Genomic DNA, 22,267 nt, shown 5'->3' on the forward strand with positions numbered 1-22,267 from the left:
ACCCTTCGGCTTCGCTCAGGGTGACAGCGTGGGAGAGCGCTGGCGCGAGGAGTATGAATGGATAGCAGGATGAAGCTCCTAATAAAGTTTGAGAGTTGGAGAGTTGGAGAGTTTGAGGGTTTGAGAGTTATAGAAAAAGGTGGGGAATTGAAATAAGGGAGGGTGAAATGCCAATGCTTTTTGAGGGGTAATAAAAAAACATTCCGTAAGAATCCTAAATATGTGGGACTCCTACGGAATGTGGATAAAACGAAGTTTATATTTTTAGTTCAGAACGTATGATGTTCCGTCTCTTCCATCTTTTAATTCGATACCTTCTGCAAGCAGTTTATCTCTGATCTGGTCTGAAAGTTCAAAGTTTTTGGATTTTCTTGCCTGATTTCTCAATTCGATCAAAACTTTTAGGGTCTGATCCAGCTTTTCATTGTTATTCTCTTCTACAGTCTGCAATCCTAAAACATCAAAGATAAAGGCATTGAGAGTAGTTTTCAAATCTTCAAGATCTTCTGTTGAGATTGTTTCCTTACCATCATTTAAAGCAAAGATGTATTTCACTGCTTCAAACAGGTGAGCAATCAGGATTGGTGAATTGAAATCGTCTGTTAATGCATCATAGGCTTTATCTTTCCATTCTTTCAGGCTGAAACCGGATTGTTTTGTGTCATCAGGAGTAATAGAATTCAATACTTTCACCGCTTCCATTAATCTGATAAATCCTTTTTCGCTGGCTATCATGGCATCGTTTGAAATATCCAGAACACTTCTGTAGTGTGCCTGCAGGAAGCAGAAACGTACAATTGAAGGATGGAATGGTTTTTCAAAGAAGTCATTATCTCCTGTCACTAACTGCATCGGAAGGATATAGTTCCCTGTAGATTTGCTCATACGCTGAGAATTCATCGTCAGCATATTGGCATGCATCCAGTAATTAACCGGTGCGGCATCGTTGCAAGCTTTCCCTTGTGCAATTTCACATTCGTGGTGGGGGAATTTAAGGTCCATTCCTCCTCCATGGATATCGAATGTTTCACCCAGATATTTAGTACTCATCGCAGTACATTCAAGGTGCCATCCCGGGAAACCTTCTCCCCAAGGGGAATTCCATCTCATGATGTGAGCTGGGGATGCTTTTTTCCACAATGCAAAATCCTGTGGGTTTTTCTTTTCTCCCTGACCGTCAAGGTCTCTGGTATTGGCGAAAAGCTCTTCTATATTACGTTTTGAAAGTTCACCATAGTTCAGTCCTCTCTTGTTGTATTCTAATACATCAAAATATACTGAGCCGTTGCTTTCGTAAGCAAAGCCTCTTTCAATTAGTTTTTGAGTTAATTCGATCTGCTCTACAATATGTCCTGTAGCGGTAGGCTCGATATTTGGAGGGAGTAAGTTAAACATATCCAGCACTTTGTGGAAATCTACGGTGTATTTCTGTACAATTTCCATAGGCTCCAGCTTTTCAAGTCTGGTTTGTTTTACGAATCTGTCGTTATCAACATTTCCATCATCGGTAAGGTGACCTGCATCAGTAATATTTCTTACATATCTTACTTTATACCCCAAATGCATCAGGGTACGGTAGATAAAGTCAAAAGAAAGGAAAGTTCTTACATTTCCCAAATGCACATTGCTGTACACGGTAGGTCCGCAGACATACATTCCGACATTTCCTTCTAAGATAGGTTTGAATATTTCTTTTTCTGCTGTAAGCGAGTTATATATTTTTAATTGCATTTATTTTTAAGTTAAAAGATTTAATGATTTTAAAGATTCAAAATTGAGTTAAAAATTACATCTGTCACAACAAATAATCGTTGTGATAAAAATCTTATCTGAAACTTTTTTAAATTTTATCATAATTAAATCGCTTTTAAATGATGCTGTAAATGATCTACATAATCATCGATAATAAACTCCAATGTATAGACCCGTGGTTCTGTTTTGGTAGTATCACAGGTTCTCTGTAATGCTTCATGCGGGATATTTTCTACGATATGAACAATCTGGTAGTTCAAAGATTTCCACAGGTCAATAAGATCTGAGGTAGGAACATTCTGATAGTTCTGAGCTTTTACCCAAAAATTCTGGTCGTATACAATATTTTCGTTTTCTTTATATTGTGTCACAACAAATCTACGGATATTTGTAAAAGCGCTGTCACAAAGATGACCAATAATTTCTTTTTTGGACCATTTTTCTGAAGAACCCTTACGTGACCATTCTTCTTCAGTGATATTTTGAAATCTCTGAAGCTCGGCATCGATAATATTTCGAAGAATCTGGTAATTCATTATTTCTTAATCCAGTTTTGCATGGCTTCCTACGTAATGTAAAAATTCCTGTCTTGTAATAGGGTTTGTTCTGAAAATACCACTTAGTTCTGCAGTAATGGTAGAACTTGCCGTATCTTTTATTCCTCTGCAGTTTACACAAAGGTGTTTTGCATCAATAATACACGCTACGTCTTTTGTTCCCAAAGCTTCTTTCAAAGCATCTACAATCTGCATGGTAAGTCTTTCCTGAACCTGTGGTCTTTTCGCATAGTAATCTACAATTCTGTTAATTTTTGAAAGGCCGATTACTTCCCCATTAGAAATATAAGCAACATGTGCTCTTCCTATGATGGGTAAAAAGTGGTGTTCGCAGAAAGAATATACGGTGATATCCTTCTCTACCAACATCTGGCGGTATTTGTATTTGTTGGAGAACGTGGAGATTCCTGGTTTGTTTTCAGGAAGAAGTCCTCCGAAAATCTCGTTCACATACATTTTGGCAACACGTCTTGGAGAGTCTTTGAGAGAATCATCTGTCATATCCATTCCCAACGTTTCCATAATCTCGCCAAAAAGCTCAGTAATTTTTTCAATTTTTTCCTGTGGCGATTTATCAAAAGCATCTTCCCTTATAGGCGTATGTTCTTTTCCAGTGAAAATATCATCGTCGTTATCAGTAAAATCAACCATTTTTATTTAATTTGCAGCAAAAATACGGATAATATCTTTTTGTCTATTTCAAATAAGATGAAAAACATTATCTTTTATAGCCATTTCTTATAAAAAAACATATGATTATTGTCGAAGAAGTACAAAACCAACTCCATAAAAGGGAATTTCTGGAATTCCCGGCCCGCCTTTATGAACACGACAAAAATTATATCCGTCCTTTAGATAAACATATTGAGGAAATTTTTGATCCTGAAAAAAATAAATTCTTTAAAAACGGAGAATGTAAGAGGTTTCTGTTTAAAAAGGATAACAATACTGTTGGCAAAGTAGCTGTTTTTGTCAACGGCTGCTATGAACAAAAGCAGCCTACGGGAGGAATTGGCTTTTTCGACTGTATTGATGATCAGGAAACTGCCAATTTTATTTTTAACCATTGTAAAAACTGGCTTCAGGAAAAAGGAATTGAGGCGATGGATGGACCTATCAATTTTGGAGAGCGGGATAAATTCTGGGGTCTTTTGATTGAAGGTTTTGCTGAGCCTTTGTTTGGAATGAATTACAACTTTCCTTATTACAAAGATCTGTTTGAGAATTATGGTTTTCAGATTTACTTTGAACAGCTTTGTTTTACCAGACCTGTTTTTGCGGAAGTTTCGAGGATCTTTACCATTGCACATGAAAAAAACAGAAGAAACCCTGCAATCTCAGCTCAACCTATGAAAAAGAATAATCTGCCCAAGTTTGCCAGGGACTTTACAGAAGTTTATAATAAAGCATGGGCTTCGCATGGGGAAGGAAAACATCTTGAAGAAGCAAAAGTTCTGAAGATGTTCAACACTATGAAACCTATTATCAATGAGCATATTTCATGGTTTGTATATGAAAATGAGACCCCTATTGCGATGTGGATTAATATGCCAGACCTCAACCAGTGGTTTAAATATCTGAATGGGAAATTCGGGATTTTTGAAAAGCTAAAATTTTTGTTTTTAAAGCGTTTTAAAAAGAATGAAAAAATGGTGGGACTTGTTTTTGGAGTTGTTCCCGAATGGCAAAAGAAAGGCATTGACGGGTATATGATCTGGGAAGGGACTCAACATTTGAGAAAACATACGGATTTTACGACTACGGAACTACAGTGGATTGGTGATTTTAATCCTAAAATGATTAAGATTGCAGAGGCTCTTGAAACTACGGTTACCCGGAAGTTGGCTACTTATAGATATTTATTTGACAGGAGTAAGGAGTTTGAGAGACATCCGAATTTATAACTCGAGAACAATTATTTCTTTTCACATAAATTGATGGAATAGTTGTAATTTTGAAAATATTTTATTGAACAAACTAACTAAAACTATGTACAATGAGAAAAATAATTATAAACATCTTATTTATATCAGCTATTCCTCTGTCTGCACAGCAGATGAATACATTGAGCTATGACGGATCACGTTTACTAAATCATACCTTCTATCAAAACGGAGATTCTAACAGTAAAGGAATAAGCTATGACGACATCCAAGGCAGCCCTTACTATGAAAAAGCATTTTCCCCCGCTAAATTTATCGCAGGCAACAGAGAAGAATCTGCTGTAGCACGTTATAATACTTATTTCGACGAAGTTGAATTTAAAAAAGATGAAGAAACGTATTCTTTAGTTCCGGACAGTCCTTTTACAAGAATTGAATTTACCAGAACAAAAGAAATATTAGTAAAAATTGATACTGGTGATGATCTAAAGGGGTACTTTTTTGAACTTGCAGGAGGTAAAAATGCGCTTTTAAAAAAAGTAAAAACAGAGTTTAAGAATGCTGTTTCTGCGAAAAATTCATATGAAATAGACAGACCTGCGAGCTTTAATGCAAAGGATCCTATTTACTATATCAAAACAGAATCAGGATTTATTAAGAATCCAAAAAAAATAAAAGAGATAGCAGAAGCTTTCCCATCAAAAAAAGATGAGATTGAAAAGTTCGTAAAATCTAATAATATCAAAATTAATAAAGAAGCGGACCTCATCAAACTGGTTAAATTCTTAAATCAATAAAAAATAAACCCCTGTGAAATTTCACAGGGGTTCCTTCATTTTGGTACTTTTATTAGAATAGCTCACCGGCTACTTTTTTAATATTATCACTCTTCCCCATTGAGTAGAAGTGCAGAACAGGAACTCCGAAATCCAGTAATTCTTTGCATTGAGCAATGGACCATTCTATTCCGATTTGTTTTACAGCTTCATTATTCTTTGCATTTTCTACTTCATTGATCAGTTCTTCGGGAAGATCTATTTTGAATACCTGTGGCAGGATTTTCAAGTGTTTCTTTGTTGCAATCGGTTTAATTCCCGGAATGATTGGAACCGTGATTCCCATTTCTCTTGCTTTCTGAACGAATTCTATATACTTTTTATTGTCAAAAAACATTTGGGTAACGATATAATCTGCTCCGGCGTCTACTTTTTGCTTCAGCCACTTGAGGTCATAATTCATAGAAGGGGCTTCCATGTGTTTTTCAGGATATCCGGCTACACCGATGCAGAATTTGTTCAATTCATCACAAACCTGCTCCTCGTTATGAAGGTATTTTCCTCTTCCCAGATTGTTAATCTGATTCACCAAATCCATCGCACTGGCATGGCCTCCCTGAGTAGGTTCAAAATATTGATGTCCTTTCATGGCATCTCCTCTTAAAGCCATTACATTATCAATTCCAAGGTACATACAGTCTACCAACAGATATTCTGTTTCTTCCTTGGTAAAACCTCCACAAAGAAGATGTGGTACTGTATCAACATTGTATTTATGCTGGATTGCAGCACAAATCCCCAGTGTTCCCGGACGCATTCTTGTAATACGGCGTTCCATCAAGCCATTTCCTTTGTCCAGATAAATGTATTCTTCTCTGGATGTGGTCACGTCAATGAAAGGTGGTTTGAACTCCATCAACGGATCTATATTTGTATAAAGATCTTCAATCCCGATTCCTTTCTGTGGCGGAACAACTTCTAAGGAGAATAAAGTTTTTCCATTTGCATTTTTAATGTGTTCTGTTATCTTCATGTCAATGTTAATCTGCTAAATTTGGTGACAACCATTTTCTCGCTTCCTGGATGCTACAACCTCTTCTTGCTGCATAATCTTCAAGCTGGTCTTCTGTAATTTTTCCTAATCCGAAATATTTGGCATGCGGGCTTCCGAAATAATATCCGGAAACAGATGCTGTTGGGAACATAGCAAGGCTTTCTGTAAGGAAAACGCCTGTATTTTCTTCTACTTTTAAAAGATCCCAGATGGTTTTCTTTTCCAAATGATCAGGGCAAGCCGGATAACCTGGAGCCGGACGGATTCCTTTGTATTTTTCGGCAATCAATTCTTCGTTGCTTAAAGTTTCCTGATTGGCATATCCCCAATACTCTGTTCGTACTTTTTTATGTAAAAATTCTGCATAGGCCTCTGCAAAACGGTCTGCCAGAGCTTTTACCATGATGGAATTGTAGTCATCATTGGCTTTTTCGTATTCTGCAGACAGTTCATCAGTTCCAAATCCGGTGGTTACGCAGAATGCTCCCACGTAATCAGTTTTTCCAGAGCTTTGAGGAGCAATGAAATCACTTAGAGCCAGATAATCTTTTCCTTTTGATCTCTGAGCCTGCTGTCTAAGGGTTAAAAACTTCGCCTGCTCATTATTATCTTCATCAAAAATCAAGATATCATCAGATTCATTGGAATTGGCTTTAAAGATTCCGAAGATAGCTTTTGCCGTTAACAGTTTCTCATCCAGAATTCTTTTCAGAATAACCTGAGCATCTTTGAATAATTCTTTCGCCTGAGCACCTACAACCTCATCTTCTAAGATATTCGGATATTTTCCGTGAAGATCCCAGCTTCTGAAAAACGGAGACCAGTCGATGAAAGGAAGAAGTTCTCTTAAATCCTGATTCTCGATTATTTTTATTCCTATTGTATTCGGAGTGAAGATCTCTTCATTTTCCCAATCAATTTTAAAATGATTTTCTCTTGCTTCTTCAATGGAGACATAATCTTTATCTACCTGTCTGTTCAGAAACTTTTCTCTGAAATCGGAATAGTCATTCTTTAAATCCGAAACGTATTCTTTATTTCTGTCACCTAATAATGAACTCACAACATTTACAGCTCTTGAGGCATCATTTACGTGAACAACTGCATTTTTATATTTTAAATCGATTTTCACTGCCGTGTGTGCCTTTGATGTGGTAGCACCACCGATCAATAATGGAAAATCTAAGTTTTGTCTTTCTAATTCTGAAGCGATATAGACCATTTCATCCAAACTTGGCGTAATCAGTCCACTTAAACCAATAACGTCTACTTTTTCCTCTATAGCGGTCTGGATAATCTTTTCAGCAGGAACCATCACACCGAGGTCAACAATTTCATAATTGTTACAGCCCAGAACAACGCTTACAATATTTTTACCAATATCATGGACATCTCCTTTTACTGTTGCCATTAAGATTTTACCATTAGCAGGTCTTGATCCGTCTTTTTCCGCTTCAATGAAAGGCTGTAAATATGCTACCGCCTTTTTCATTACCCTTGCCGACTTCACGACCTGAGGAAGGAACATTTTTCCGCTTCCGAACAAATCCCCCACGACTCCCATTCCGGTCATCAGATTAATTTCGATGACATGAAGTGGTCTTGCTGCCAGTTGCCTTGCTTCTTCTACGTCTTCTTCAATGAAACGGTCAATTCCTTTTACCAGAGCATAAGTAATTCTTTCCTGCAAAGGATTGTTTCTCCATTCTAAGTCTTCAGTTTTTTCTTTCTTAACTGATTTATGCTTTTCAGAATAATCAAGAAGTCTTTCTGTAGCATCTTCTCTTTTATCCAGAATTACATCTTCTACAAGCTCCAGTAATTCTTTATTGATCTCATCATAAACCTCAAGCATAGTTGGATTCACGATACCAATGTTCATTCCTGCCTGAATCGCATGGTAAAGGAATACGGAGTGCATCGCTTCTCTTACGGTATCATTTCCACGGAAAGAGAAAGAAACATTACTTACTCCTCCACTTACTGATGCATAGGGAAGGTTTTGTCTTACCCAGCGTGTAGCTTCAATAAAATCGATTGCATTTCTTCTGTGCTCATCCATTCCTGTTGCCACCGGAAAGATATTTAAGTCGAAAATGATATCTTCTGCCGGGAAACCAATCTGATTTACCATGATATCATAGGAACGTTTTGAGATTTCAATTCTTCGTTCAAAACTGTCTGCCTGCCCTACCTCATCAAATGCCATCACAATGACTGCCGCTCCATATCTTTTAATGGCTTTGGCATGTTTGATAAATTCTTCTTCACCTTCTTTTAAGCTGATAGAATTCACCACACATTTTCCCTGTGCTACCTGAAGACCTGCTTCCAGGATTTCCCATTTGGAAGAGTCTACCATGATCGGGATTCTTGCGATATCCGGTTCTGAGGCAATTAAGTTCAGGAATTTGATCATCGATGCTTTACCATCGATCAATCCATCATCAAAATTAACGTCCAGAATCTGTGCACCTCCTTCTACCTGATGGCGGGCAATATCTAAGGCTTCAGAGAATTTCTCCTCTTTGATCAGCCTTAAAAACTTTTTGGAACCGGCAACATTCGTCCTTTCACCAACGTTGATGAAATTACTCTCCGGGGTTATGATAAGAGGCTCGAGGCCTGATAATCTTAAATATTTCATTTTATTCTTCTAAAATATAGTAGGCATTATTGGCATTCTGCTTCAATAAATCCCTATGCTTACTTAAAGCTGTAATCAATGGAAATCTTTTATATGCTAAATCATGCTCTTTAGCAAACTCCTCAATCTCCTCTGTAATTTCATTGTAATACATATAACTGTAATTGGGAAAAAGATGATGGGCAACATGAAAATTGAAATTTCCCAACACATTTCTTACTAACCAGTTATTTTCTTTTAAATCATTGGTCACTTCAAACTGGTGACGAAGCCAACTGAATGGCAGACCTTTTTCTTTATTTAATTTTGGAAAAGCATTATCAGGAAGCGGATGCAAAGGCAGTAAAACAAACAATGCAAAAATACTTGCTGATATCACCTGTAAAAACCACGCTCCTAAAGCCAATCCTATTGATACTTTAAAGAACATTACAGGAACCACAATCTGATAAAAGAAATAGAACAGCTTATAACTTATCATTTTTACTTTTTCAATGGCGGGTATCTTTCCCTGGGTTTTTAAAATCACCCTTTCCTTATCAAAGAAGTCTCTGAAGTCTCTTATAAACATCCAGTTGAACAAATACAACGGATATACTAAAAAGAAAAACTTATCCTGATACTTCTGTACTCCTTTCGCTTTAATCCACGGTACGATTAAAAGCAGCCCACTCTGTTCGATATCCGTGTCCCATCCATCTACGTTAGGATAGGCGTGATGGCTTGCGATATGTCTTTTTTTCCAGATATAGGAATTAGCTCCTATAAAATCAAAAATGTGAAGAACCAGCCCGTTTAATCTTTTACTTTTATAAATATTGTTATGGGCTGCTTCGTGGATTAAGTTTAAATAAATCAAAACCAAAGAAATTCCCATTAAAACAAAGCTCAGAATGTAGATCCAATGCTTTTCGGCATTCAAAAGAGCCAGAAAATATAAACCAATATAGACCAGTGGAAGAAGTACCGCTTTGATCTTAATGTAGATATCTCTGTTCTCAGAAATGGTTTCTACCCTTTGGTTCACTTTCTTTCTCAGCTCATTAAATAATCTGACATCCTCGGAATCTTTTAAGTAAATTGGCTTTTCCATATGTTTAACTTTGTGGTTTACTTAAAGTTAACATTTATAATCCAGCCTTCATCTTTGATTTTAATTAAAAAAATCTATCAAATCACACAAATTTCTTCAATTTCCTTGGCTCATATTTTTCTACAAGGTCTGCAATCGCTTTAATATGCTCAGGCGTTGTACCACAACATCCTCCTATAATATTGATTAATCCTTTCTCAACATATTCTTTGATCTGTCTCGCCATATCTTCCGGAGTTTCATCATATTTTCCAAAAGCATTCGGCAAACCGGCATTCGGATATGCTGAAACGTAGAATTCTGAATTATGAGCCAGTGTTTCAAGATAAGGGGTCAGCTGATCTGCTCCCAATGCACAATTGAAACCTACGCTTAGTAAATTCAGGTGAGAAACTGAGATCAGGAAAGCTTCCGCAGTCTGTCCGCTCAATGTTCTTCCTGAAGCATCGGTAATGGTTCCTGAAACCATGATCGGGATCTTAATTCCTCTTTCATCCTGTAATTCATCAATAGCAAATAAAGCTGCTTTTGCATTCAGGGTATCAAAGATGGTTTCTACCAGAAGGATGTCTGAACCTCCATCCAGCAAAGCTTCACACTGCTGTTTGTAAGCGACTCTCAATTCTTCAAAAGTGATGGCTCTGTACCCTGGATCATTAACATCAGGACTCAAACTAGCTGTTCTGTTTGTAGGTCCGATAGATCCCGCTACGAATCTTGGTTTATCCGGATTTTTCGCAGTATACTCGTCACAGGCTTTTCTGGCAATTTTTGCTGACTCATAGTTCAGGTCGTATACCAGATCTTCCATGTGATAATCTGCCATCGCAATGGTAGTTCCTGAAAAGGTATTGGTTTCAATGATATCAGCTTTGGCTTCCAGGTATTTCTTATGAACTTCCTCAATCGCCTGGGGCTGTGTCAGAGAAAGCAGGTCATTGTTTCCTTTTACCGGATGTTCCCAGTCTTTGAAACGTTCTCCACGGTAATCTTCTTCTTCGAATTTGTATCTCTGAAGCATAGTTCCCATGGCACCGTCAAGAATTAAAATTCTTTCGGATAAAGCTTTATATAATTGTTCTGAATTTTTCATTTTAATCTATTTTGGCTAAAACCAGTTGCTAGTTGAATTAATCTAAAGCCTGCTTCAGATCAGCAATAATGTCATCCACATTTTCCAACCCTACTGAACAACGTACCAGCCCTGCAGTAATACCTACTTCATTTCTTTCTTCGTCTGATAATTTGGAGTGTGTAGTAGATGCCGGATGCGTAACGATCGTTCTTGTATCACCTAAATTAGCAGACAGTGAACACATTTGGATCTTATCTAAAAAGTTTCTTCCACCTTCTATTCCACCTTTTATTTCAAAGGCTACGATATTTCCTCCAAGTTTCATCTGCTTTTTGGCAATTTCATAACTCGGATGAGATTTCAGAAATGGATATTTTACCAATTCTACATTAGGATGACTCTCTAAAAACTCGGCTACCTTCAATGCATTCTCACAGTGTTTTTCTACACGGATAGCCAATGTTTCAAGGCTTTTTGATAATACCCATGCATTAAAAGGAGATAATGCAGGTCCTGTATTTCTTGCGAAAAGATAAATTTCTCTGATCAGGTCTTCTTTTCCTACTGCTATTCCACCTAAAACTCTTCCCTGCCCGTCAATCAGTTTTGTAGCTGAGTGTACCACAATATCTGCACCATATTTGATAGGCTGCTGAAGATAAGGTGTTGCAAAACAGTTATCTACAATAAAGATAAGGTTATGCTTTTTAGCGATCTGACCGAAAAACTCAAGATCCAGGATTTCAATAGCCGGATTAGTAGGTGTTTCAAGATATAAGATCTTTGTATTAGGCTTAATGTATTGCTCTACATTCGCTGCATCTTCTGCTTTGAAGTAAGAGGTTTCAATATTCCATTTCGGGAAATATTTGGTAAACAAAGTATGAGTAGATCCAAATACTGACTGGCAGCTTACGATATGATCTCCGGCATTCAGTAATGCAGCAAATGTAGAATAGATGGCTGCCATTCCTGTTGCAAAGGCATATCCAGCTTCTGCCCCTTCCATTTTAGCAATCTTATCTGTAAATTCGGTTACGTTTGGATTAGAGAAACGGCTGTATAAATTTTTAGGTTTTTCTTCTGCAAAGCTTGCTCTCATATCTTCCGCATCCTGAAATATAAAGCTGGAAGTAAGATAGAGCGGCGTAGAATGCTCATCAAACTGAGATCTTTCTGTTTGGGTTCTTATTGCTGATGTTTCAAAATTTTCCATATAGTTTTAATTTGTCAATTCAGCAGGGTAACCATTAGATTCTTCGCTATGCTCAGAATACAATTGCAATAATGGTTACACTGCCAGATTGGTAGATTGTTACATTAATTTATTTCGTTTCACTTACTCTTAAAATATCTCCGAATACACCTCTTGCTGTTACCTGTGCGCCAGCTCCGGCTCCCATAATCACAATTGGATTTTCTCCATAGCTTTCTGTATAAATTTCAAAGATGGAATCTGAGCCTTTCAGCTGTCCCAGTGCGGAAGTTGCAGGAACAGAAACCAGTTTTACATCCAGTTCGCCTTTATCTTTCTGTAAGTCACCATGTAGATCACCTACATATCTCAATACATGTCCGGGTTCCTGGTTTTCTTTTATTTTCTGATATTCTTCGTCCAGCTCTTCCAATCTTGAAAGGAATTCTGATTTTGAAACTTCAAGAAGGCTTTCCGGAACAAGATTCTGAATATTGATATCTCCGAATTCATTGATTAAGTCTAATTCTCTCGCCAGAATCAATAATTTTCTTGCTACATCATTTCCTGATAAGTCTTCTCTAGGATCCGGTTCTGTATATCCTTTTTCCAAAGCTTCATTGATGATGGTTGAGAATTTATCATCTCTCAAAGAAAAATTGTTGAACACATAGCTTAATGTTCCTGAGAACACTCCTTTGATTCTGGTGATATTTTCTCCTGAAAGGTGTAATAACTTGATGGTATCAATTAACGGTAAACCAGCCCCCACATTGGTTTCATACAGATAACGTCTGTTGTTTTTACTCAACGTATATCTTAGTTTTCTGTATTCTTCTATCGGAAGGGTATTGAAAATCTTGTTGGAAGACACCAGATCGAATCCGTTTTCTGCCAAAGCATGATAGTTTTTCACAAAATCTTTGCTTGCTGTGTTATCCACAACAATCAGATTCTCCAGTTGATTTTCCTTAGAGAAGTTGATTAATTCTTCAACATTTGATGGATGTTCAGCTGTCAAAACCTCATCATTCCAATTGGCATCAAATCCTTTTTTGTTGAAGGCAATTTTCTTAGAGTTGGCTACTGCAACTACTTTAAGATCTATTTTTTTACGTTTTTTAATTTCTTCTGCAGATTCCAAAACCTGTTGAATCAATGTTTTTCCTACATTTCCGTGGCCAATGATAGCCAGATGAACGGTCTTCGGCTTTTTGAAAATTTCAGATTCTATGATGTTTCTTGTTTTTTCATCCTGAGAAGAAGTCACTACGATATTGACTCTGTTTTCTCCTGCTACCTGATTCAAAAGCAATGGGAAAACATTGTTTCTTGCCAGTTCTGCAAAGACTTTATTGAAGTCTTCTGCAACAAAACCAATCACAGAGACATTATTAATACTATAAATTTGGGAAACTTTTCCTGATTTTCTTTCTGTTTCGAATTCATCAATAAGACAAGCCACAGCTTTCTCCGCATCATTTTCATGAACCAGAATTGAAATTCCGTTTTCTATGGCTTGCTGAGAAATTACGCCTACACTGATACGCGCCAAAGTAAGCGCTTTAAAAATTCGTCCGTCAATCCCGATTTCTCCCAGGAAATCTTCTCCTTCAAATTTGACGATTGATCTGTTCTTCAAAAATTTTATTTCGTTAGCATTTTTCATTACTTCTATAAAATGTTTTTAATGATATTATTTAATTGTTGATATTCCATTAGGAAGGCATCATGCCCGTGTATAGATTGGATCTCGTGATAAGAAACATCCTTATTTTTCTCTTTTAAGTTTTCAAAACACATTCGGATTTCAGAAGCCGGAAAGAATAAGTCTGTATCTACGGAGATCATGTGCATTCGTGCCTGTATGTTCTCCAGTGCTTCTTCAGCAACGTTTATATTCATCAGGAGATGGTTCATCAGCTTGTATGCTTTTAAACTAAACCTTTCGTTTAGTGCATTACCATGATAAACCAGCCAGTCTTCTGATTCCAGGCGTTTTTTTTCCTGGTTATATTGGTTTTGAAATCTATCATTGAGTGACTGTGGAGTTCTATAACACAACATAGCATGAATTCTTGCTTTCTGTAATGGTTCCTCTTTATCATTCAATAAAAATTTCTGAACCAGACATTGTGCATGAAGCCAGTCGTGCGTTCTGTAATCACAGGCAATAGGAATAAATATTTCTGCGAGATCCGGCTGCTTGGCAAGCATTTCCCAGGCAATCCCTCCTCCCAGAGAGCCTCCGATAATGGCATATAAATTTTTGATATGTAAAGCTTCAAGTCCTTTCAGAAATATCGCAGCGATATCCGAAGGTGTGAAGTCTTCATAGTCTTCAATTAAAAAATCGTCGTATCCGTTTCCGGGTATATTAAAACACAGAACAGTATATTTATCGGTATCAACAATCTGATTTTCTCCTACCAATTGTTTCCACCAGCCTTTTTCTCCGGATACGTTTGAATTTCCGGTAAGAGCATGGTTGATTAAAATGATAGGGGCTGTAAACAGATCTTTCCCAAAAAGCTGATAGCTTAGCGGGATATGGTATTCCTTTTGGGAATAAGTTTGATACGTAAGATTAATATAGTTTAGTTCTGTTTTCAATTCTATTAAATTTTAATACAATTGAAAATGCCACAGGAAATGGCTGAAAAGAACTTCAGTAAGTTATCTGTCCAAAATTATTTGGTAGAACGTAGCACCTTCTTTGCTTGCGCAAAGGGTTGCTAAGGTTTCATAGGGTCTAATCCCTCAACCTTTCTTGATAACATTTTCAATATTTGAATGAACGAATGATGCAAAGGTAGTTCTTTTCTTTTAATTTCAAAAAAAAATTATTTTAATATTTAAAAAAGCCCTTAAATACAAGTATTTCAAGAGTATATTAATAATTATTCAGATGAAAAAAATTGGAATTACTTCTCAAAAAAACTAACTTCGTATGGAAAAATGATGAGATATGACCGCCGAAAAAGATAGATTACAAGATACCAAATGGAAAAACTGGGGACCTTATGTAAGCAACCGGCAGTGGGGAAATGTACGCGAAGATTATAGCCCGAACGGGAATGCCTGGAATTTTACCAACCATAATAATGCAGAAAGCTATGCCTACCGATGGGGTGAAGAAGGAATTGCCGGAATTTCTGATGTAAAGCAACTTTTATGTTTTGCTTTTTCGTTTTGGAACAAGAAAGACAAAATGGTAAAGGAAAGATTCTTTGGATTGAGCAATCCTCAGGGAAATCATGGGGAAGACATCAAAGAAATCTTTTATTATCTGGATAATACACCTACTCATAGCTATATGAAAATGGTGTATAAATATCCGATCAATGAATTTCCTTACGATGACCTTGTTGCAGAAAACGGGAGACGCAGTAAAAAGGAACCGGAATATGAGATTTTCGATACCGGAATTTTTGATAATGATGAGTATTTTGATATTTTTATAGAATATTGCAAAGCCGATCACAATGATATTCTTGCCAGAGTAACGGTCTGTAACCGAAGTCAGCATGAAGCCCCTATTCTGGTAGCGCCTACGGTATGGTTCAGAAACAACTGGAAATGGGGATATAATACGTATAAAGCAGAAATCAATGCTTCTCATGACGGAAGTATCAATATTGGCCATGACAGTATTTCAATCAAAAAACTTTATTCCCGAAATACCAATGCACAAAGCGTATTTTGTGATAACGAAACCAATAATTCTAAGCTTTACGGAGCTCCTGCAGCTGAAAATACTTATTTCAAAGATGGGATCAATAATTTCATTACTCATAAAACCAATACGGTAAATCCTGAAAAAAAGGGAACAAAAGCTTCTTTTCTGATTGATGAGCTTATTGGTGCTGGGGAATCCAAAGTTTTTGAATTCAGACTATGTCCGGATGAAGCTGATGAACCTTTTGAAAAGTTTGATGAAATATTCAATATACGAGAGGCTGAAGCTGAAGAGTTTTATAAAGAAATTCAGAATGACACCGTCAACGAAGATGAAAGAAATGTGCAGAGACAGGCTTTTGCCGGACTTCTCTGGAACAAACAGTTCTATCATTACAATATCGGAAAATGGCTGAAAGGTGATCCCAACTTTGAAGCTCCAAGAAATTTCAACGAATATGTAAGAAATACGGAATGGAATCATCTCCACAATAAGGATATTATTTCCATGCCCGATAAATGGGAGTATCCATGGTATGCAACGTGGGATCTGGCATTTCACTGTGTACCATTTTCTATCATCGATGCTGAATTTGCCAAGGGACAGCTTTTGCTGCTTACGAAAGAATGGTATATGCATCCTAACGGACAGCTTCCAGCCTATGAATGGAATATGAGTGATGTGAATCCGCCCGTACATGCGTGGTCATGCTTCCGTGTTTTCAAAATTGATGAAAAAACTAATGGAAAACCGGATTTATTATTCTTAGAAAAAGTATTCCAGAAACTGCTTCTTAATTTCACCTGGTGGGTAAACCGAAAAGATAAAAATGGGAAAAACATCTTTGGTGGTGGTTTCCTTGGTCTCGATAATATCGGAGCTTTTGACCGGAATATGGAATTAAAGGACGGCCAACACCTTGAACAGGCAGACGGAACAAGCTGGATGGCGATGTATGCCCTGAATATGATGCGCATTGCAATGGAGCTTGCCCAGTATTATCAGGTTTATGAAGATATGGCGATCAAGTTTTTTGAGCATTATCTTTATATCGCAGAAGCTATGGAAAACCTGGGTGAAGGCACAAAAGGTCTTTGGAATGAAGAAGACGGATTCTTCTATGATGTACTACAGCTTGGAAATGGAGACAGTGTTTCTTTAAAATTAAGAAGTATTGTCGGTTTGATTCCTATGTTTGCCGTTGAAATTGTTGACCACCGCTTACTGGAAAAGATGCCGAATTTCAGAACCCGAATGGAATGGATCTTAAAGAACAAGCCGGAGTTGACCAAACTGGTTTCTCACTGGGACGAGGAGGGACACGGCCGAAAACACCTGATGAGCATCCTCCGAAAAAACAGACTGACAAAGGTTCTGACCAGAATGCTTGATGAAAATGAATTCCTTAGTTCTTACGGAATCCGTGCCATGTCTAAAGTATACGAAGAAAATCCTTTTGTCTTCTCTGTACATGGATCTGAAAATATGGTCTACTATACACCTGCAGAAAGTGACAGCCGTATGTTTGGCGGAAACAGCAACTGGCGCGGTCCAATTTGGTTTCCAATCAATTTTCTGATTGTGGAAAGCCTTCAGCGTTTCCATTATTATTATGGAAACAGTCTGAAAGTAGAACTCCCAACGGGAAGTGGAGATAAAAGAAATCTTGATGAAGTGGCTCAGAATATCAGCAAAAGACTTTGCTCTCTGTTTTTAAAGGATGAACATGGACAAAGAGCTTTCAACGGAGGTAATCCAAAATTCAATTATGATGAACATTTCAGAGATTATATTACTTTCTTTGAATATTTCCATGGAGATAACGGCCGTGGTGTAGGTGCTTCCCACCAAACGGGATGGACAGCCACTGTAGCAAAACTGATCAAACCAAGACTTACCTTCTAGATGAATAATCAGTAATAGGTAATGAGTAATAAAAAAGCCGGATGATTTATCCGGCTTTTTCTATTTTTTTAAATAAGAGATTAAATTTTTTCTCCGTTCACATATACTTCGTATCCGATTTCTACATTCGGTTCTAACGTTTTTGATACAGAACAGTATTTTTCAAAAGAAAGTTCCGCAGCTTTTAATGCTTTTTTAGGATCAATTTCTCCTTCCAGAAGGAACTTAACGTTAATGGATTTAAAAGGTTTTGCATCTTCTACCTGTACTCTTTCTCCTTCTACTTCTGCCTGGAAACTTTTGATTTCCTGACGCTGCTTCTTCAGAATAGAAACCACATCAATTCCGCTGCAGCCTGCTACTGCCATCAGTACACTTTCCATGGGAGAAACTCCTTTTGCTCCCGGCTGGGAAGTGTTATCCAAAAGAATGGAATTTCCCTGAGCGTTGGTACATTCAAATAAAAAATCGTCGTTTATTCTGTTAAGTGTAATTTTCATTGTTTATTTGCTTATTGCTTCTACAAAGTTATAAAATTCCTCTCGCTTTTATCTCCAGATATTTATTGATAACATCGATATTCAAATTTTCCGGAAGGGTATAGACCGTATAAATTCCATATTTGCGGAGTTCCTGAATGATCAGTTTCTTTTCAAATTCAAATTTTTCAGCAATAATCTCATCATAAATTTCCTGCATATTTTCAGGATTTTTATTGATCAGTGTCTGCAGTTCTGAGTTTTTGAAGAATACAACAACCAGCAAATGGTTTTTCGCAATTCCACGAAGATATTTTAACTGTCGGTTCAGTCCGTCCAGCGTTTCAAAGTTGGTAAAAAGCAGAATTAAACTTCTTTGGTTAATGGAATATTTTACATCCTGGTATAAACGGTTGAAGTCGCTTTCAAAGAAATCTGTTTTAATATTATAAAGTGCTTCTGAGATTTTCTTCAGTTGTCCGGATTTATTATCGGCAGCAATTTTATTTTCGGCTTTCTTGGAAAAAGTCATCATTCCGGCTCTGTCTCCTTTTCTTAAAATGATATGAGAGAGTGCCATCGTAGCATTGATAGAATAATCCAGCAAACTTAACCCGTTGAAAGGCATTTTCATGGTTCTTCCTTTATCAATCAGCATAAAAATACGTTGTGATTTTTCATCCTGAAACTGGTTTACCATAAGACGGTTCGTCTTGGAGGTTGCTTTCCAGTTGATCGTTCTGATATCATCTCCGGGAACATATTCTTTGATCTGCTCAAATTCCATAGTGTGTCCCAGTTTTCTGACTTTCTTGATTCCTCCTAATAAAAATTCACTCTGAATAGCCATCAGCTCATATTTTCTGAGATGAATAAAAGAGGGATAAGCAGGCAACATCGCATCTTTCTGGAAAATAAATCTTTTTGAGATGAATCCCAACGGTGATGATGCATACACATTCAGACCTCCGAAATGATATTCTCCTCTTTCTTTAGGCTCCAATGTGTATTGAAAAAATGTATTTGCTCCGGAAGCGATTTGTTTTTCAATCAAAAAATCTCTCTTTTGAAACTGAAACGGAATTTCGTCAATAATCTTAGTATGTATGGTAAAACTATAATTATTTTTAATATCGATTTTCACAAAATTCTCATCTCCGTTCGACAGCTTTTCCGGCAGAATTCTCTGAACCTGTAATGCATTCTTTTGATTAAAAAGCAGCAGAAAATCTACCATTGCTGCCAGAAAGCAAATCAGGAGAACAATATGGGCTGCCCACATCAGCACCGGAAAGAAAAATGCAAGAACATACAGAATCCCCACTCCGATGAGTGTAAAAAAGAAACGTGTATTGATGTATAAGTTTTTCATTGGTTAGGTTGCAGGTTGCAGATGAAAGGTTTTAGGTGGTCGTTTATTAGCTTTTTCACTATCATATTATTGTAGGGAATTAATGAGTCCGTTCAGCATTTTGGTTATTTCTATAATTTCCTGATTTAGTTTTAAATAATCATCTTCATTTAAAAAACCAAGATTTTTTGAAATGATTAATTGTGTTTCTACTTCTGCACAACTGCCTCTTGCTATTTTTAAAAATTGTAGATAATCAGGTTTGCTTCGTCTTGAGTTTCCCTCAGCAATATTAGAGGGTATAGAAACAGCAGACCTTCTTATTTGTGATATTAATCCATAGATTTCGGTTTTAGGAAAAGTTTCAGTAATCCTATAAATGTCAGTAACAAAATCAATAGACTTCTGCCAAACTAAAAGTTCTTTAAAATTTGCCATATATAATAATTTTGTAGCTATTTAAGCATTCACTCGCTATTAACTGCTACCTGCCACCTATTATCAACTACCTAATACCTATCTCGGTATTTCTATTCCTTCTAAAATCTGACGGATAATTTCATCTGCAGTAAGACCTTCCATTTCTCTTTCTGGAGATACGATTACTCTGTGTCTTAAAACAGCATAGCTTGCTTCTTTAATATCCTCAGGGGTTACAAAATCTCGTCCTCTTATAGCAGCAAATGCCTTTGAAGCTGTAAGAAGTGCTAGGGAAGCTCTCGGAGATGCTCCCAGATATAAGAACTGGTTTTCTCTGGTATTGATGATAATCTTAGCAATATATTCCATCAATTGAGATTCCACAATAATTTCTTTTACCAGATGCTGATAGTTTTTCAACTGTTCTGCACTGATAACACGGTTAATCCCTTCTGTTTTATCTTCTTTTTTGCTTTCGTGCTGATTTTTAATGATCGCTATTTCCTGCTCAAGGTTAGGATATCCTACATTGATTTTGAATAGAAAACGGTCCAGCTGAGCTTCCGGAAGTCGGTATGTTCCCTCATGTTCAATCGGGTTCTGTGTAGCGATGACAAGGAAAGGTTCGTCCATTGTATAACGCGTGCCATCCATTGTGATTTGTCTTTCTTCCATTACTTCAAATAATGCAGATTGTGTTTTGGCAGGTGATCTGTTGATCTCATCAATCAGTATAAAGTTGGAGAAGATAGGTCCTTTTTTAAATTCAAATTCTGAATTTTTCACATTGAATACGGAAGTTCCCAAAATATCGGAAGGCATCAGATCCGGAGTAAACTGAATTCTGCTAAACCCTACGTCAATGGTTTTGGCTAATAATTTTGCCGTAATTGTTTTCGCTACTCCCGGCACTCCTTCAATAAGTACGTGTCCGTTGGAAAGTAATGCAGCCAAAAGATGTTCAATCATTTTCTCCTGCCCTACAATTACTTTTCCGATCTCAGATTTCACTTTCTCTAAGCTTGCACGAAGTTCAATCATATCAATTCTCGACTGAAACTGTTCTTCCTGTTTATTAAGGTTGATAGTGCTTTGGTTTTCTATATTGGGGTTATCAAAGTTTTCCATAATAAAATTAATTTATCATTCTTGCCCGATAATGTATAATTGTATCCCTTCCTGTGAATAGTGATTATAACATTGATCGGCTTTATATCATTAGGTTATTCTATTGTTATATTATTTAAGTATTTCATCAAGGAGCTTATTGATCCTTGCAAGATCTTCCTTCATTACACTGGCATAAGGATCCTGAGCTTTTTTGATAAGTGCTATTGCTTCACTGATCATTTCTATAGGTTTCCCGGTTTTCAGATGCAATTTTTTTGCAAATTCTTCATCTAAATTCTGAGTATCTATCAACAGGTCCATTCTCACTTTATTCAGAAAATACTGTGCCTTCTTGGCCATCATATCATGAAAATCGCCTTCCTGAAGATACAGATTTCCAATGCTTTTCACAAAATCCAGGGAAGTATTTCTTAATGGCTCTTCTACAGGAACTATCCTCTGTTTTCTTTTTGCATTAAAGAAGATAAAAAGAACAAGTCCTCCTAAAAATACCCACCATGCATATTTTAAAGGTGGATTTGACAATATAAATCTCATGAAAAAGCGTGATTCAGAACTTTTGTTGGATACAAACCAAAGGGTTTCTCTATCCTGAAGATATGAAAACACATCCTGTGCATATTTTACATTGCCGGGTTTCAGAAGATAATAATTCGTCAGGAAAAGAGGTTCGGTATGTGCATAGATGTATCCTTTCCCAAACTTCACTTTAATAAAATTGGCCTGATCCGTATTCTTTTTCTCTACTGTTTTCCCAAGAACTTCCACTTTAGGTTTAATGAATGAGAATCCTCTACCCGATGGAAATTTATCTAATTTAATAAAATCATTCTGAAATTTTTTATCGGTAAGTTTCAGGACATTTTCTTCTTCAAAAGAGATTTCGGAATCGTAATATCCGATACTGTCTGAAATTTCTTTAGGCATACGGGTTACCATCAGAAATGCATCTGAGCCTTCAGATACCTGAGACAGAATTTTTTTCCATGACTCACCGTCAAGGTTATTTTCAATGACTACAATATTGTGATCTCCTTTTTTGTGCTGGCTGTAATATTCATAAGGAACCTGTTCAATCTTCTTCAGTTTATTTTTAAAAAGATGTTTAGCTTCATTATTAAAAACAAATAATCCGAACGGAGACTTCTCATTGATATCAAAATTCTTCCGCCAGTCTGTCGTTTCTTTTTTGTTAACTTCAAGCAACGCCAGAATAATCATCACAATGACGAAAATTACAGCATATGTTTTGAAAGTTTTATTCATGGTT

General features: G+C 36.8%; 18 protein-coding genes and 1 riboswitch. Of the genes, 3 read left to right on the forward strand and 15 right to left on the reverse strand.

The genetic code is table 11. The annotated features are described in order from the left end of the window. Positions 1-264 precede the first annotated feature (264 nt). From cysS to folE, 3 genes are all read right to left on the reverse strand, one after another. Complete coding sequence (cysS, locus tag NK356_RS04015; protein ID WP_253316303.1) at positions 265-1,731, reverse strand: cysteine--tRNA ligase; 1,467 nt, start codon at positions 1,729-1,731, stop codon at positions 265-267. 125 nt (positions 1,732-1,856) lie between these two features. Further along, positions 1,857-2,288, reverse strand: coding sequence for a DinB family protein (locus NK356_RS04020; RefSeq protein ID WP_253316304.1), 432 nt, complete (start codon positions 2,286-2,288; stop codon positions 1,857-1,859). 6 nt (positions 2,289-2,294) lie between these two features. Beyond that, positions 2,295-2,960 carry a GTP cyclohydrolase I FolE gene (gene folE / locus NK356_RS04025; RefSeq protein ID WP_034694807.1) on the reverse strand — a complete coding sequence of 222 codons (666 nt, stop codon included), beginning with the start codon at positions 2,958-2,960 and terminating at the stop codon, positions 2,295-2,297. A gap of 101 nt (positions 2,961-3,061) precedes the next feature. Between folE and NK356_RS04030 the strand changes: the two genes are divergently transcribed. Together NK356_RS04030 and NK356_RS04035 are read left to right on the forward strand one after the other, a co-directional pair. Then, the gene (locus tag NK356_RS04030; RefSeq protein ID WP_253316305.1) at positions 3,062-4,213 is read left to right on the forward strand and encodes a hypothetical protein; all 1,152 of its coding nucleotides are present in this window, start codon (positions 3,062-3,064) and stop codon (positions 4,211-4,213) included. Positions 4,214-4,305: 92 nt separating this feature from the next. After that, a complete protein-coding gene (locus tag NK356_RS04035; RefSeq protein WP_034694802.1) occupies positions 4,306-4,989 on the forward strand; it encodes a hypothetical protein in 684 nt (227 codons plus the stop codon). Between the two features lie 52 nt (positions 4,990-5,041). On the opposite strand, the gene metF is transcribed toward NK356_RS04035, so the two are convergent. The 7 genes from metF to NK356_RS04070 form a co-directional block, all read right to left on the reverse strand. Then, the gene (gene metF / locus NK356_RS04040) at positions 5,042-6,001 is read right to left on the reverse strand and encodes a methylenetetrahydrofolate reductase [NAD(P)H] (protein WP_034694800.1); all 960 of its coding nucleotides are present in this window, start codon (positions 5,999-6,001) and stop codon (positions 5,042-5,044) included. A 7-nt stretch (positions 6,002-6,008) separates the two neighbouring features. Next, complete coding sequence (gene metH, locus NK356_RS04045; RefSeq protein ID WP_253316306.1) at positions 6,009-8,669, reverse strand: methionine synthase; 2,661 nt, start codon at positions 8,667-8,669, stop codon at positions 6,009-6,011. Between the two features lies 1 nt (position 8,670). Further along, positions 8,671-9,762, reverse strand: coding sequence for a fatty acid desaturase (locus NK356_RS04050; protein ID WP_034694797.1), 1,092 nt, complete (start codon positions 9,760-9,762; stop codon positions 8,671-8,673). An 82-nt stretch (positions 9,763-9,844) separates the two neighbouring features. Then, positions 9,845-10,855: a homocysteine S-methyltransferase family protein gene (locus tag NK356_RS04055; RefSeq protein WP_034694795.1), complete on the reverse strand. Its 1,011-nt coding sequence runs from the start codon at positions 10,853-10,855 to the stop codon at positions 9,845-9,847. 37 nt (positions 10,856-10,892) lie between these two features. Further along, positions 10,893-12,053: an O-succinylhomoserine sulfhydrylase gene (locus NK356_RS04060; protein ID WP_253316307.1), complete on the reverse strand. Its 1,161-nt coding sequence runs from the start codon at positions 12,051-12,053 to the stop codon at positions 10,893-10,895. Positions 12,054-12,162: 109 nt separating this feature from the next. Then, positions 12,163-13,701 (reverse strand): homoserine dehydrogenase, encoded by a 1,539-nt coding sequence (locus NK356_RS04065; protein ID WP_253316308.1) that lies wholly within the window; start codon positions 13,699-13,701, stop codon positions 12,163-12,165. A gap of 5 nt (positions 13,702-13,706) precedes the next feature. Continuing rightward, on the reverse strand, positions 13,707-14,645 hold the full coding sequence (locus NK356_RS04070; protein ID WP_253316309.1) for an alpha/beta fold hydrolase: 939 nt from the start codon (positions 14,643-14,645) through the stop codon (positions 13,707-13,709). A gap of 60 nt (positions 14,646-14,705) precedes the next feature. Further along, positions 14,706-14,812: riboswitch (SAM riboswitch) on the reverse strand. Between the two features lie 188 nt (positions 14,813-15,000). Here NK356_RS04070 and NK356_RS04075 point away from each other — a divergent pair. Then, positions 15,001-17,616, forward strand: coding sequence for a glucosidase (locus NK356_RS04075; RefSeq protein ID WP_034694783.1), 2,616 nt, complete (start codon positions 15,001-15,003; stop codon positions 17,614-17,616). Positions 17,617-17,696: 80 nt separating this feature from the next. Here NK356_RS04075 and NK356_RS04080 read toward each other — a convergent pair whose 3' ends face one another. The 5 genes from NK356_RS04080 to NK356_RS04100 form a co-directional block, all read right to left on the reverse strand. Further along, positions 17,697-18,116, reverse strand: a complete 420-nt coding sequence (locus NK356_RS04080; protein ID WP_002983375.1) for an OsmC family protein — start codon at positions 18,114-18,116, stop codon at positions 17,697-17,699. A 28-nt stretch (positions 18,117-18,144) separates the two neighbouring features. Next, positions 18,145-19,467 carry a DUF58 domain-containing protein gene (locus NK356_RS04085; RefSeq protein ID WP_253316310.1) on the reverse strand — a complete coding sequence of 441 codons (1,323 nt, stop codon included), beginning with the start codon at positions 19,465-19,467 and terminating at the stop codon, positions 18,145-18,147. 66 nt (positions 19,468-19,533) lie between these two features. After that, positions 19,534-19,884, reverse strand: a complete 351-nt coding sequence (locus NK356_RS04090; protein ID WP_253316311.1) for a four helix bundle protein — start codon at positions 19,882-19,884, stop codon at positions 19,534-19,536. 78 nt (positions 19,885-19,962) lie between these two features. Next, on the reverse strand, positions 19,963-20,994 hold the full coding sequence (locus NK356_RS04095) for a MoxR family ATPase (RefSeq protein WP_253316312.1): 1,032 nt from the start codon (positions 20,992-20,994) through the stop codon (positions 19,963-19,965). A gap of 111 nt (positions 20,995-21,105) precedes the next feature. After that, the gene (locus NK356_RS04100) at positions 21,106-22,263 is read right to left on the reverse strand and encodes a hypothetical protein (protein ID WP_034694774.1); all 1,158 of its coding nucleotides are present in this window, start codon (positions 22,261-22,263) and stop codon (positions 21,106-21,108) included. Positions 22,264-22,267 lie beyond the last annotated feature (4 nt).

This window comes from Chryseobacterium sp. S0630, from assembly GCF_024158915.1.
Taxonomy (GTDB): domain Bacteria; phylum Bacteroidota; class Bacteroidia; order Flavobacteriales; family Weeksellaceae; genus Chryseobacterium.